The organism is Blautia faecicola (genome assembly GCF_004123145.1).
Classification (GTDB): domain Bacteria; phylum Bacillota; class Clostridia; order Lachnospirales; family Lachnospiraceae; genus Oliverpabstia; species Oliverpabstia faecicola.
In genome coordinates this window covers 1,340,517-1,355,070 of the sequence record NZ_SDKC01000001.1, presented here as the reverse complement: position 1 = coordinate 1,355,070, position 14,554 = coordinate 1,340,517, and the positions used below count along the sequence as shown (strand labels likewise).

General features: G+C 45.2%; 11 protein-coding genes and 1 other annotated feature. Of the genes, 3 read left to right on the top strand and 8 right to left on the bottom strand.

The window, feature by feature from the left end; all coding sequences use genetic code 11:
• Window positions 1-322: 322 nt before the first annotated feature.
• The 3 genes from ETP43_RS06065 to ETP43_RS06055 all read right to left on the bottom strand — a co-directional run bounded on the left by ETP43_RS06065 (window position 323) and on the right by ETP43_RS06055 (window position 3,047).
• Complete coding sequence (locus ETP43_RS06065) at window positions 323-1,357, bottom strand: 3-deoxy-7-phosphoheptulonate synthase (RefSeq protein WP_022398765.1); 1,035 nt, start codon at window positions 1,355-1,357, stop codon at window positions 323-325.
• A 16-nt stretch (window positions 1,358-1,373) separates the two neighbouring features.
• A complete protein-coding gene (gene xerD, locus ETP43_RS06060) occupies window positions 1,374-2,261 on the bottom strand; it encodes a site-specific tyrosine recombinase XerD (RefSeq protein ID WP_129259491.1) in 888 nt (295 codons plus the stop codon).
• Window positions 2,262-2,462: 201 nt separating this feature from the next.
• Entirely contained in the window at window positions 2,463-3,047 is a 585-nt protein-coding gene (locus ETP43_RS06055; RefSeq protein WP_129257396.1) for a stage II sporulation protein M, read from the bottom strand.
• Window positions 3,048-3,135: 88 nt separating this feature from the next.
• Between ETP43_RS06055 and ETP43_RS06050 the strand changes: the two genes are divergently transcribed.
• Together ETP43_RS06050 and ETP43_RS06045 are read left to right on the top strand one after the other, a co-directional pair.
• Window positions 3,136-4,068, top strand: coding sequence for an AraC family transcriptional regulator (locus ETP43_RS06050; RefSeq protein ID WP_164979615.1), 933 nt, complete (start codon window positions 3,136-3,138; stop codon window positions 4,066-4,068).
• Between the two features lie 95 nt (window positions 4,069-4,163).
• A complete protein-coding gene (locus tag ETP43_RS06045) occupies window positions 4,164-5,840 on the top strand; it encodes an alpha-glucosidase (protein ID WP_129257394.1) in 1,677 nt (558 codons plus the stop codon).
• A gap of 119 nt (window positions 5,841-5,959) precedes the next feature.
• On the opposite strand, the gene ETP43_RS06040 is transcribed toward ETP43_RS06045, so the two are convergent.
• On the bottom strand, window positions 5,960-7,159 hold the full coding sequence (locus ETP43_RS06040) for a D-alanyl-D-alanine carboxypeptidase family protein (RefSeq protein ID WP_129257393.1): 1,200 nt from the start codon (window positions 7,157-7,159) through the stop codon (window positions 5,960-5,962).
• Between the two features lie 440 nt (window positions 7,160-7,599).
• Here ETP43_RS06040 and ETP43_RS06035 point away from each other — a divergent pair, with 440 nt between their 5' ends.
• Window positions 7,600-8,895 carry a CapA family protein gene (locus tag ETP43_RS06035; RefSeq protein ID WP_129257392.1) on the top strand — a complete coding sequence of 432 codons (1,296 nt, stop codon included), beginning with the start codon at window positions 7,600-7,602 and terminating at the stop codon, window positions 8,893-8,895.
• Window positions 8,896-8,954: 59 nt separating this feature from the next.
• Here the strand turns inward: ETP43_RS06035 and ETP43_RS06030 are convergent, their stop codons facing one another.
• The 4 genes from ETP43_RS06030 to tyrS form a co-directional block, all read right to left on the bottom strand.
• Complete coding sequence (locus ETP43_RS06030) at window positions 8,955-9,548, bottom strand: putative ABC transporter permease (RefSeq protein ID WP_117525778.1); 594 nt, start codon at window positions 9,546-9,548, stop codon at window positions 8,955-8,957.
• Between the two features lie 195 nt (window positions 9,549-9,743).
• Window positions 9,744-9,920, bottom strand: a complete 177-nt coding sequence (gene rpsU, locus ETP43_RS06025; RefSeq protein ID WP_004222305.1) for a 30S ribosomal protein S21 — start codon at window positions 9,918-9,920, stop codon at window positions 9,744-9,746.
• Between the two features lie 156 nt (window positions 9,921-10,076).
• Window positions 10,077-12,716: an alanine--tRNA ligase gene (gene alaS, locus ETP43_RS06020; RefSeq protein ID WP_129257391.1), complete on the bottom strand. Its 2,640-nt coding sequence runs from the start codon at window positions 12,714-12,716 to the stop codon at window positions 10,077-10,079.
• A gap of 140 nt (window positions 12,717-12,856) precedes the next feature.
• Window positions 12,857-14,077, bottom strand: a complete 1,221-nt coding sequence (gene tyrS / locus ETP43_RS06015) for a tyrosine--tRNA ligase (protein ID WP_118315923.1) — start codon at window positions 14,075-14,077, stop codon at window positions 12,857-12,859.
• Window positions 14,078-14,301: 224 nt separating this feature from the next.
• Window positions 14,302-14,553 (bottom strand) — a binding site (T-box leader).
• Window position 14,554: the final 1 nt, after the last annotated feature.

The window sequence follows — 14,554 nt, the reverse complement described above, 5'->3', positions numbered from 1 at the left end:
TTCGTTTATCTCTAAAAGCATCACAACAATTTTGGATTCACCGAGTCCAAAATTCTCGAAACCACTTTATAAACCAAACTTAACGTCGTTTGCCAAAACCAGTGGCTGGCTTGCGATCCATGGGTGGACAACACTTTTTGGGCATTCAGGGCAAGCTTTGAAATCCAGCACTTACGTAGACTTTGGCGCTGGTCAGCTGACCAGCGTCAATTAGTCGAAGTTAGTGATTAGTTCAAAGTTGCCCTGCCCAAGTTGTCCACCCATGGATCGCAAGCCAGCCACGTCCCTTTAGCCAACTACTCTTATTTTTTTGTTTTTTATCCTAACAAAGCTCCGCAATCGTATGCAGCAACTCTCTCGAATCCTCCCAACCCAGGCAAGGATCCGTAATCGATTTTCCATACACGTGATTCTCGCATCCGATCTTTTGATTACCCTCAACCAGATAACTCTCGATCATCACGCCCTTCACCAGTTTCCGAATATCCCCGGAAATATTTCTACTGTGAAGCACTTCCTTCACAATACGAATCTGCTCCTTAAACTGTTTATTCGAATTCGAATGATTTGCATCCACAATTGTAGCCGGATTCTTCAGATCTCTTTCATTATATTTCTCCAGCAAGAATTGCAGATCTTCATAATGATAGTTTGGGATCGCATTGCCATGTTTATTCACCGCACCACGAAGAATCGTATGCGCCAGCGGGTTGCCGTCAGTCTCTGCTTCCCAGTTTCTGTAGATAAAGTTCTGTTTGATCTGTGCTGCCACAACAGAATTCAGCATCACAGACAGATCTCCACTGGTCGGATTTTTCATACCTACCGGAATATCCATACCACTGGCTACCATACGATGCTGCTGATTTTCCACGGAACGCGCACCGATCGCAACATAAGAGAGAATATCATCCAGATATCTCCAGGTTTCCGGGTACAGCATCTCATCTGCGGCTGTCAGACCGGATTCCTCAATAGCACGCATGTGCATCTTACGGATCGCGATCAGACCGTGCAGCAGATCCGGTTTCTTCTCCGGGTCCGGCTGATGCAGGATTCCCTTGTAACCTTCACCGGTTGTTCTCGGTTTGTTGGTATAAATTCTCGGAATCAGGATCAGTTTGTCCGCTACCTCTTCCTGTACTCTGGACAGACGGTTGATATATTCACAAACTGCCTCTTCGTTATCTGCGGAACACGGTCCGATGATAACCAGAAACTTGTCGGATTCTCCGGTAAATACTTTACGGATCATCTCGTCTCTTTCTTCTTTGATCCGTGCCACCTTCTGTGTCACCGGATAATCCGCTTTGATCTCTGTCGGTGTTGGCAGTTTTTTCAACAGTTCAATACTCATAATAACTTCTCTCCTCTTATTTTCTCGGGTGTGCTTTGGTATAAACATCCCTGATTTTATACACATTCATATTCAGATACATCTGTGTTGTCGATATATCCGAATGTCCCAGCATCTCCTGCACGCTCTTTAAATCCGCTCCGTTCTGGATCAGATGAGCGGCAAACGAATGACGCAGGGTATGCGGTGTGATATCTTTCTCAATTCCGGCGGTTTGTGCATAGTGCTTGAGCACCTTCCAGAACCCCTGCCGGCTCATCGGTTTTCCGGAACAGTTCGTAAAAAGCACTTCACTCTCCTGTCCCTTCAGAAATCCGTCCCGCACCGTATGCATATACTGCTGCAATGCTTTTTTCGCCTGACTTCCAAACGGAATCACACGCTCACTGTCTGTATCCCTGCAGTTGATATATCCCATCGCCAGATTGACATCCGACATTTCCAGATGGATCAGCTCACTGACCCGGATACCGGTGGCATATAAAAGTTCCAGCATTGCCCGGTCCCGCAGTCCCTTCGGTGTCCTGTCTGATGGCTGGCGAAGAAGCAGATCTACTTCCTCCACAGACAGAATCTCCGGCATCTTCTTTTCCACCTTCGGCGGATGCAGATGATCTGCCGGGTTATTCTCTATGAGATGTTCCTGATACAGATACTGGAAAAACGCACGCATGGAAGCCACGCTTCTCGATACCGTAGATGCTGCGAAATGATTTTTCTCCAGATACAGCATGTAAGAATTCAGGCTGGTTTCTGTGATATCCTGCACCCGGGTCATCTGGTGTACCTCCTGAAAATACAGCATCATTTTCTTCAGATCTCTCTCATAGGACACCACTGTATTGCCGGACATTCTTTTTGTATTATGTAAATAGGATATAAATAATTTTATCTCTGTTTCCATATCTTCCCGTGTCCTCATTATGTGATAATAGCGCAAAAACCTCACCTGTTTTTGCCGCATAGACCTATTATAGCCGTGTTTTTACAGAAAAGCAAATCCTTATTTTCCTGATTTTTTCTTCTTTTTCCAATATTTATCTGAAACTACAACATATCGAAATCCGGTATTTTATGTCTACCATATCTTGTAAAATTTTTCTTTTTAAACATGTTCCAGCAGCCATCTCATCCAGACCGGATGGACATACGCTTCCAGGACAACACCCGCCAGACACAGAAAAATTACCGCTGTTCCTGTAAGAAGATAGATTTTTATAACTTTTACAGGTTTCTTCCAGATATTTCCCCGTTCCTTATAAATTTTTGTCATCAGCAGTGCAACCGCGGGAAAATATACAATCATCTGTGGAAATAACGAACCTGCAAAGATCCAGAACCCCCGGATTCCCTGTTCCAGAATCAGAAGGCTTCCCGCCGCTCCGGCAAGAAACCCCATCCAGGCAGCTGCTACCACAACGATAAAGCGCGCCGCACCCGTAAGTCCTGTAAGTAGAAAAAACGCAACGGCAAACATCCGGTTTTCCAAGAGATACCAAAAATACTCCGCGGATTTTCCCTTTTTATTCTTAATCTGTGTCAGTGCATACAGCTCCAGCATCTGATTCTGCCCGTTTCGCCAGGGATATGCAAGGTTGGCAAACAGAATTCCGCCAAGCAAACCAAGAGCAAAACACCCGGCAAGGAAGCCAAGCACCATCCACATCTCCCGCTCCCAGATTTTTTTCATTTTCTACCCCTCCTATGTATCCTATGATAGAAAAGACCTATTTAGTATGATAAAATACAGGTATCTTATCATGACAGGAGGAACTTTTATGAATCAGACATCTCAGCAGCCGGGTCTGAAAGAAAAACAGTCCCACGGTACCCGCCTGTTTCCCTGTGCTTATTACCATTTCAGCAATCTCAGTTACCGTCTCCGCGTCCGCCATCACTGGCACGAAGAGGTTGAGGTTGTTTATCTTCAGCATGGTTCCTACAAACTGGATATCAATATGGAGCCTTACGGAACCGATCAGGAATGTTTTCTGTTTCTTAACAGCGGCGAGCTTCATTCCCTCCGCTCTGTGAGCGTGGAATTTGATGAGCAGGCGATCGTTTTTTCGCCCTCTATGCTGCTGTTTCACAATTATGACTCGATCGATGAATTGATCTTACTGCCGCTGGCACAGAACAAACTGACATTTCCCCGTTTTCTTGATCAGACCAGTCCTTTTTTCCCTGCATTCCGCAGCTGTTATCAGCAGATCAGCCGGATTTTCTCAAAAAATAATGAGACACTCATCACCGGAGAACAGATTCTCACCGATAACGTCATCGCTCAGTTACAGATCAAAGCCGGAATCTTACAGCTGATCGGGATCCTGATGGAAGCCGGTCTGATGCGCCAGTCACCGGGATCAGAGAGCCAGAAAATTACAGCTATCAAAACTATACTTTCCTATATTACGGAGCACTACCAGGAAAAGTTGTATGTGCAGGATCTGGCATCTCAGATCAATATGAATGAACAGTATTTTTGTCGCTTTTTCAAGCGTTCCATCGGAAAGACACCGATCGATTATATCAACGATTACCGTTTAAATAAAGTCATCCGCCTGTTGGAAACCGGCGATGCCCCGGTGACAGAGGTCTGTCTGGAATGTGGTTTTAACAACATGGGGAATTTTCAGCGCCTCTTCAAGCGGAAAACCGGAACCACCCCACTGCAATACCGGAAATTATATCTGGCAAGGAAGTCAGAATAATATACTTTCCAATCAGTTTTCCGGTAGTATTTTTCTTATTTCTCTTCTATAATGTCAGTAAATGATTCGTAAGAAGCAACAGGAGGATTTTTACAATGTTAGAAAAAAAGTGGTGGCATGAGAAAGCCGCATATCAGATTTACCCGAAGAGTTTCTGCGATACCAACGGAGATGGTATCGGTGATCTGAAAGGTGTGATCAGCAAACTGGATTACCTGAAAGATCTGGGGGTGGACATCATCTGGCTCTCCCCGATCTACTGCTCCCCGCTGGCAGATCAGGGATACGATATTTCCGACTATTACGATATCGACCCGAGATTCGGAACCATGGAAGACATGGACGAACTGTTAAAAGAGGCAAAAGCCCGTGATATGTACATCGTTATGGACCTGGTTGTCAACCACTGTTCCGATGAACACGAATGGTTCAAAAAAGCCTGTGAAGATCCGGACGGTGAGTACGGAAAATATTTCTACATCGCCGATACCAAAGATTATAAACTTCCAAACAACTGGCGTTCTTACTTCGGCGGTCCTGTATGGGATCTTCTGCCGGGACATACCGACAAATATTATATGCATGTCTTCCACAAAAAACAGCCAGATCTGAACTGGGAGAATCCCAAGCTCCGGGAAGAAATATACAAAATGATCAACTGGTGGCTGGATCGCGGTGTAGCCGGCTTCCGTATCGATGCAATCATGAACATTAAAAAGCCGAATATTTATACCAGCTATCCCGCAGACCGTGATGACGGGCTGGCAGGCATCGATAACATGCTTCATGATGCGGAAGGTATCGATGACTTTCTGCATGAGATGAAAACAGAAACGTTCGAAAAACATCATGCATTTACTGTAGGTGAAGTATTTACCGATCGTCCGGATGCTCTGGAAGCATTTATCGGAAACAATGGCCACTTCTCTTCCATGTTTGATTTTGCCGAAACCATCGCCGGTAAATCCGATGACGGATGGTACAAATGCAAACCGGTTGTATGGGGTGAGGAATATAAAAAAGCTGCCTTCGGTACTCAGAAACGCCTGGGGGATATCGGATTCATCTCCAATATCATCGAAAATCATGATGAACCTCGCGGTGTCAGCCACTATATCCCGGAAGCAGACGTCAGTGACACCAGCAAGAAAATGCTTGCCGCTGTCAACGTTATGCTCCGCGGGCTGCCTTTCATCTATCAGGGACAGGAACTTGGTATGACAAATGTTGCTTTCCACTCCATAGATGAAATTGATGACTGCAGCACCCTCGATGAATACCAGGTAGCACTGGACGCCGGACTGACTCCGGAAGCCGCTTTCAAAGCTGTTGTTCCTTACAGTCGTGACAATGCCCGCACTCCATTCCAGTGGGATGCAACTGCTAACGCAGGATTTACCACAGGAACCCCGTGGCTGAAAGTGAATCCGAATTATACCGGTATCAATGCCGCCGAACAGGTGAACCGCCCGGATTCCATGTATCACTGGTATAAAGAACTGATCGCCCTCCGCAAGAATCCGGAATACAAAGATGTGGTTGTATACGGTGAAGTTGTTCCATACAAAGAAGAACAGACCAATCTGATGGCTTATTACAGAAAAGGCACTGACAGAACTCTGCTGGTAGTTGCCAATTATCAGCACGATGCTCAGGATGTTGTTCTTCCGGGAACTTACAAAAAAGTGCTGATGAACAATCTGGAAACACTGGATCTTAACGGAGATATCCTTCATATGCCAGGGTATCAGGTAGTAATTTTCGAAATGTGATGATTCCGATACGTTCTGCGCAGATCGTAATGTAAACCCGGATCCGATACTGTTACATTTTCAAAACTGACGGGAAAGCAGTTTTCTGTTTTATTCCCGTCAGTTTTTATATCAAACAGTTACCCGTCTGCCGAATAATCATCGCCCTTTATCATTCTCTTTCTGATGTGTTTGATATAATCCCACAGACCGGCCTTTTTCACAGATTTTGCAGCCACTATATCCGTTTTGCCAACCATCTTTCCATCCAGCAAATACTGTGCTTCGCCAACGATATCTCCTTTCTTTACCGGTGCTTGAAGATTCTTCATATAAACAATCTTCTTTTCTATCTGCGAAAGATTTTTCCCTTCCGTATCCAGATACCGGAATTCTCCTGTATACCGACATGCCACCTCTTTTTTTACCCCTCCTTTTACCGGCACCGGATCCGGATTTTTCCTGTTTTCATCCAGATAAAGATTACACTTTCCAAATCCATAATCAAGCAAGGCTGCCGCATCTTTAAATCGCACCTTGGCATCCGGCGCACCCATGACTACCGCAAGCAACGTCATCTCTCCCCTCCGTGCAACTGCAGATACACAGTATTTTGCCACACTGGTACTTCCGGTTTTCAGACCAATGCACCTTTCATAACTGCGAATCAGCTTGTTGGTATTGGTCAGGCAGAATTCTTTCTCTCCCTGTGCCGTTCTGTGGATAATATTTTCCATCCAGATAGAGGAATAGTTAAGAATACGGGGAAAACGAGTAATCAGTTCTCTCGAGACAATCGCAACATCAGAAGCCGTGGTATAATGTGCATCGGAATCTGTAAGTCCGCAACAGTCCACATACTGTGTATGTATCATACCAAGCTCTCTGGCTTTTTCATTCATTCTTTTCACAAATTCTTCCTCGCTTCCCGCAAGATGTTCTGCCATTACCACGGATGCATCATTCCCCGATGCAACTACGATACATTTGATCAGGGTCTCCACTGTCTGTTTTTCTCCCTCTTCCAGAAAAACCTGAGATCCCCCCATGCTTTTTGCATAGGCACTGGTTACCGCCTCTTCCTCCAACGTGATCTGTCCGTCTTCCAGTGCTTCAAAAATCAAAAGCAGAGTCATGATTTTGGTAATGCTTGCCGGACTTCGCTGTTCTTCTCCGTTTTTTTCGTATAAAACAGTTCCTGTAGATGGTTCCATAAGTACCGCTCCCGGTGCGCTGATCTCCGGCGCCGGCTGTACCGCACCCTGGATTGTCACAGGACAGATTTCAGCCGTTATCAGCATCAGAAGTAATACCCATGTGATAATTCTTTTCTTCATCATCTTTGCTCGTTTCGGATCTTTGTTTCACTATATGCCGGAACATTTGCTTTTTGCACGGGAATATGAACGGTTCTTGTTACTGTTCACTCCGTGCCCAGCAACACGCTGTGCGATGCACAGAATTTATGCTGATCGCATAAATTCGCGCGATATGTCTCGGATTTTCTGTGACCTTCGCTCACAAAAAACACCTCGCGGGATATTACCAGTGAACAGCAACCTGTTCTTTACTTTTTTTATACAATTTGCTTGAGATTTTCTTGCTACTTTCTTTCTTTTTGTGTATAATAATTATATTTATGATGTGACTTTCAAAAGTAAATTTTGCCACTCACTGCTGGACAGTTACGAGTCAAAATGCATTTCTAAACATCTTGCGGAATGCTACCTGCTGAATAGTACCGATAATTATTACAGAATGAGAAACAACGAGGAACTTTATGGATACACCTAACACACAAAACAATACCAGTCGGATGCGGGAATCACGCAAACTGGAACAAAAACGGAAACGCCAGCAACAGGTCCGGCGTCAAAAGATATTTCTTGCCTGTTCCTGTCTGATCCTGACTGCCGGAATCGGTTTATTCGTCACACTCTATCACAATCATCAAAGGGCCGCCGCCCAGGAGGCCGAACTCCGGAAACAGATAAAGCAAAAGCAGGAAGCTGAGCTGCAAAAACAGCAGAAACTGGAAAATAATACCATTCGTTTTGTCGCCGTCGGCGATAATCTGATTCATCAGGGAATCTATGAATCTGCAGATACCACACAGACCGTATGGAATTATGATCACCTGTATGAACACATCCGGGATGATATCTCTGCCGCAGACCTCGCCGCAGTCAATGAAGAAAGCATCTTTGTATCCGATCGTGCAAACATTTCTTCTTATCCCGCTTTCGGAGCCCCTGTGGAAATCGGTGATGCACTTGTTACCGCCGGATTCGATATCGTGGAACAGGCAAACAACCATGTTTTTGACAAGGGAATCACCGGTATTACCGATACGATCCGATACTGGGAAACCAGTCACCCGGAAGTTGCTCTCCTCGGTATCCATGATTCCGCAGAAAATGCCGGTGAAATCACTACCATCAGTTGTAAGGATGTTACTTTTTCCCTTCTCAACTACACAACTACAGTAAATAATGAACCTTACGATGAACTTCCAGATTATGCAGTTGATCTTCTCCGCACAGATCAGGTAATATCCGATGTCAAAAAAGCAAAGGAAATCAGTGATATGACCATCGCCTTTCTTCACACCGGAAAAGAATATTCCACTGAACCGGATACTGAGGAGAAAACATTTCTCCAGTTGCTGTTACATCAGGGTGTCGATATTGCCATCTGTGCCCATAGCCATACGCTACAGAATTTTGAGACACTGACAGATGACAGCGGACATCAGATGTTGGTCTATTACTCTCTTGGAAACTTTATTTCCACACAGAAAGACCCTGTCTGTCTCCTTGGCGGCATGGCAGATATTACCATTGTTCGGGATCCGGTCTCCGATGCTCTTTCCATCCGTAATGCTGATCTGGTCCCTCTGGTTACTCATTATAATCATGATCAGAATATCTATACCGTTTACAAGCTTTCCGATTACACCGAGGAGCTCGCTGCCTCCCATGGTGTTCATGCCGAAAGCACAGAACCTTTCACTCTGGAAACTTTACAGGAACAATATAAAAAGGTGCTGACTCAGGATTATCACACCCTGGGTTAGCACCCGTTTTTTACTCATTCTGTGACTGTTCAGTATCCTCACAGTTACCTGCGGAATAGTTACCTCATTTTTCCAATATGAAAACTGACACGTTCTTTCATCTCTTCCACTTTTCTCGGCATTCTGTTCATTTTCGCTTTGAACAGATGCAACGAAAAATCAAATGTATAGATCACAACCACGACTGCCGCCAGGTTTCTGCCGAATCGAACAGAATAGCTGTCGGATACGAAGTTTACAAATCTCTGCAGGAAGCCAAACATAAAGATTGTATAGAATCCCCACGCTATCGTACTCTCCAGACAGATCACACCTTTGTAATTAAAAGGTTTCTCCGTATAATCCCACCAAACCTGTCCAAACAGATTGCGCATAAGCACTGCCGTAATATATTCCAGCGTCGTAGCAAGAACCGCACCCGCCAGATAAAGCACCACATATTGACCTTCCAGCGGACGAAGCATGCCATACACTGACAAAGCTCCTACTGCATAGATCGGACAAAAGGGTGAAAACGCAAATCCGCGGTTAGTCAGTTTCCTGTTACAAAATGACATATAGATGGATTCCACTACCCACCCCATGAAACTATACAGGATAAACCATTGGATAAAATGATACAGATCCGTGCCATACACTGCATGTGTCCACATAGAAATTTCCCCTCATTTCTTTTTCTGCACTTATCAGCAGATTTATAGTATGCGAAAATTATATCATATGCCTTTGCAAAAGACTATACAGATTTCAATTCTTAAAGAAATTATAAGATTTTAAAAATATATACGTAAAAGAGGGATCCTGCTTGCAGTATCCCTCTTCTCATGGCTTACGCCAATGTGCACATATTAATTATATTTACGTTTTCTTGCAGCTTCAGATTTTTTCTTACGACGAACACTTGGTTTCTCGTAATGCTCTCTTTTGCGGATTTCCTGCTGAATGCCTGCTTTTGCACAGCTACGTTTAAATCTACGCAGAGCACTATCTAAAGTTTCGTTTTCTTTTACGATAACGTTTGACATAGTCTCACACCTAACCTCCCTCCAGTTGTAGATTGTGCATAATACAACTGTTTGGGTATTTTATTGCACTGGTATTTATTATAGCAGATTTTTTTATTTCGTCAACTGGTTTTTTGAAATTTTTCCGGTTTTTTTGTTGTTTTTTCCGGACTGGAATTATTTCAGCTGTCCCTCTACCAGTTCTGCTACTTTTGCGATAGCTTCCGGAATCTTATCCGGGTTCTTGCCGCCGGCCTGTGCCATATTCGGACGTCCACCACCGCCGCCTCCGACGATTGCAGCCGCTGCCTTGATCAGATTACCTGCATGTGCTCCTTTATCCATAGCACCCTGTGTTGCCATGGCAAGAAGGCTTACTTTGCCATCTTTGGCAGATGCCAGAACTACCACACCTTCACCCAGTTTTTCTTTCAGCTGATCGCCCAGGTCACGCAGTCCATTCATATCTACGCCATCAACGGCAGATGCCAGAACTTTCACACCTTTTACTTCCACAACCTGATCCATAACATTTCCCAGAGAATCCTGAGCCATCTTACTCTTCAGAGATTCATTTTCACTCTGCAGTTCTTTTACTTCTTTCTGCAGATGTATGATCTTTTCTGTGATCTCAGCAGGACTGGTCTTCAGTGTTTTTGCGATTGTATGCAGATTTTCTTCCATCTGACGATAGTATTCGATCACGTTGTTACCTGTCAGTGCTTCGATACGACGAACACCTGCCGCAACACCTGCTTCGGATACGATCTTGAACAGTGTAATATTCGCTGTATTTGCCACATGAGTACCACCACAGAGTTCTACAGAGAAATCACCCATGGATACCACACGTACCTCATCGCCGTATTTCTCACCGAACAGTGCCATAGCACCTGTTTTCTTAGCTTCTTCGATACCCATGATCTGTGTGGTTACCGGCAGTGCAGCCTGGATCTCTTTATTTACCAGAGCCTCTGTTTCTGCAATCTCTTCCGGAGTCATTGCCTGGAAGTGTGCGAAATCGAAACGCAGTCTGGTCGGATTCACCAGAGAACCTTTCTGTTCTACATGAGCGCCAAGAACGGTCTTCAGGGCTTTCTGCAGCAGATGGGTTGCGCTGTGGTTCTTACAGGTATCTTTTCTTTCCTGCTCGTCTACTTTCAGAGTTACTTCTTCTCCACCGGAGATCATACCGGATTCCATCACACCGACATGACCGTATTTGCCGCCGCGAAGTTTGATGGTATCTTCCACACGGAATACACCGTTTGCAGTGGAAATCACACCGGTGTCACCTTCCTGTCCACCCATGGTAGCGTAGAACGGTGTCTTCTCTACAAAGATGGTTCCTTTCTGACCTTCCATCAGGGAATCCACGATCTCTGTCTCTGTGGTCAGAACGGTTACTTTGGAGGTAGCTTCCAGTTTGTCATATCCGGTAAATTCGGTTGTGATATTGCGGTCGATCTCATCGTATACGGTTGCATCAGCACCCATATAGTTGCTGACTGCGCGAGTTTCTCTTGCACGTTTTCTCTGAATTTCCATCTCTTCCTTGAAGCCGTCTTCATCGATGGTATATCCTTTTTCTTCCAGGATCTCTTTGGTCAGATCCATCGGAAATCCGTAAGTATCGTACAGACGGAACGCATCAGAACCACTCAGTACGGTTTTTCCGGCTTCTTTCATCTCTGTTTCCAGATCCGCAAGAATCTTCAGACCCTGGTCAATGGTCTTGTTGAACTGACTCTCTTCGTTATGCAGAACGTTCAGGATAAAGATTTTCTTTTCTTCCAGTTCCGGATATCCGTCTTTGGATCCTTCGATGACGGTCTCACTCAGTTTCTCCAGGAACGGTCCTTCGATACCAAGAAGACGACCGTGACGGGCTGCACGACGGATCAGGCGGCGAAGCACGTATCCTCTTCCTTCGTTGGTCGGCATAACGCCATCGGAGATCAGGAAAGTAGCGGAACGCATATGGTCAGTGATCAGACGGATAGATACATCGTCGTCATGATGAACTCCATAGGTTTTTCCGGCAACTTCACAGACTTTATTTCTCAGGGCACACAGCGTATCCACATCAAAGATGGAATCTACATCCTGAACAACAACGGCCAGACGTTCCAGTCCCATACCGGTATCAATATTTTTCTGTTTCAGAGTCTCATAATGACCTTCCCCGTCATTTTCGAACTGGGTAAATACGTTATTCCATACTTCCATATAACGGTCGCAGTCACATCCTACGGTACAGCCCGGTTTGCCACAGCCGTATTTTTCTCCACGGTCATAGTAGATCTCGGAACACGGACCGCAAGGACCTGCGCCGTGCTCCCAGAAGTTGTCTTCTTTTCCGAAACGGAAGATTCTGTCAGCCGGAACACCAATTTCTTTATTCCAGATATCGAAGGCTTCATCATCCTCTTCGTATACAGACGGATACAGACGGTTCTCATCCAGCCCTACCACTTTGGTCAGAAATTCCCAGGACCATGCGATGGCTTCGTGTTTGAAGTAATCACCAAAAGAGAAGTTACCAAGCATCTCGAAGAAAGTACCGTGACGGGCTGTCTTTCCTACGTTCTCGATATCACCGGTACGGATACATTTCTGGCAGGTAGCCACACGGGTTCTCGGCGGAATCTCTGCTCCGGTAAAATACGGTTTTAATGGTGCCATACCTGCATTGATCAGCAGAAGGCTGTTATCATTCTGGGGTACGAGGGAAAAGCTGTTCATTACCAAATGACCTTTGCTCTCGAAAAAGTCCAGAAACATCTGACGAAGTTCGTTTACTCCATACTTTTTCACTGTATGTTCCTCCTCATATTTATTGCTGTCAGAAGCTCCACGATTCCGGAGTTTTCCCAGAAACATTCCGGAGCTTCCACAAATTTTCTCTATCTTTCTACTTTAGCACAATTGTGATGCCCGTGCAAGTGACACCCTTCTTATAAGCAGATTTTCATGAATTTTTTCTTACCACGTTTTACAACAAGACCCTCTTCTGTGATGTCTTCTTTTTTCACGTTGTAGCGAATGTCTGTAATTTTTTCTCCGTCTACGGATACACCTCCCTGCTCGATGGCACGACGTCCTTCAGAACGGGAAGTTACCAGACCGGCTTTACACAGCAGAGAAATCAGGTCGATGGCACCATCCTGAAAATCCTCGGCTGCCAGTGTTGTGGATGGCATATTAGCTGCATTACCCGCAGAGAACAGTGCTCTTGCGCCTTCCTGTGCTTTCTTTGCTTCTTCCTCACCATGTACCAGGGCAGTCAGTTCGTAAGCCAGGATCTCTTTTGCCTGGTTTAACTGGCTTCCTTCCCATTTATCCATTTCGTCAATCTGCTCTAACGGCAGGAAGGTGAGCATACGGATACATTTGAGGACATCGGCATCTGCCACATTTCTCCAGTACTGATAAAAATCAAACGGAGAAGTTTTGTTTGGATCCAGCCATACCGCACCGGACTGTGTTTTACCCATTTTCTTTCCTTCAGAGTTTAACAGCAGGGTGATGGTCATGGCACATGCGTTCTTTCCTAATTTACGGCGGATCAGTTCGGTACCACCCAGCATGTTACTCCACTGATCGTCTCCGCCAAACTGCAGGTTACAGCCGTATTTCTGGTACAGCATGTAGAAGTCATAGCTCTGCATCAGCATGTAGTTGAACTCCAGGAAGCTTAATCCTTTTTCCATACGCTGTTTGTAGCATTCTGCGGTAAGCATACGGTTTACGGAGAAATGCGGTCCGATCTCGCGCAGGAAATCTACATAGTTTAATCCTAACAGCCAGTCTCCATTATTTACCATCAGTGCTTTTCCGTCAGAGAAATCAATAAAACGCTCCATCTGTTTTTTAAAGCAGTCACAGTTGTGCTGAATGGTTTCCTGTGTCATCATCTGACGCATATCACTTCTTCCGGACGGATCACCAACCATGGCAGTACCTCCACCGATCAGTGCAATCGGTTTGTTTCCTGCCATCTGCAGACGTTTCATCAGGCACAGTGCCATAAAATGCCCTACATGCAGACTGTCTGCAGTCGGGTCAAACCCGATGTAAAAAGTCGCTTTTCCATTATTGACCAAATCTTTAATTTCTTCTTCGTCGGTTACCTGGGCGATCAGCCCACGGGCAACTAATTCGTCATAAATTGTCATGATAAACTTTCTCCTTTTTGTGTTTATTGAATCTGATGCCCCGGATTGCTCCGCAGCTTTGCTGCTCCCGCAATCCTGCAAACATTCGAAATCCGCTGATTTACTCCGTAAATCGCTACTTTCTCATGTTTGGCGACTTTCAAGTTCAGAAGCTTTATCGTGCAAGCACGAACAGCTTCCGAGTTTGAAAGTCTGAGCATCAAAAAAACCTGGCCTCGTCCTTTTTATAGGACGGAAGCCAGGTTCCGTGATACCACCTAATTTCGCAGAAGGTTCGCACCTCCTGCCTCTGTAAGTACAGGTAAATCTATACTCTGACCCGTATAACGGAGGTCCTTCCGTTGCAGCCTACCAGCACGATGCGTTCGGTGCAAAGCTCAAAGATGTATTCACAGAAAGTTCCCCGCGGGCCTCTCACCAACCGGCTCCTCTCTGTGCGGATGCTTGCTGCTACTGGTTCTTATCAATGCATTTTCT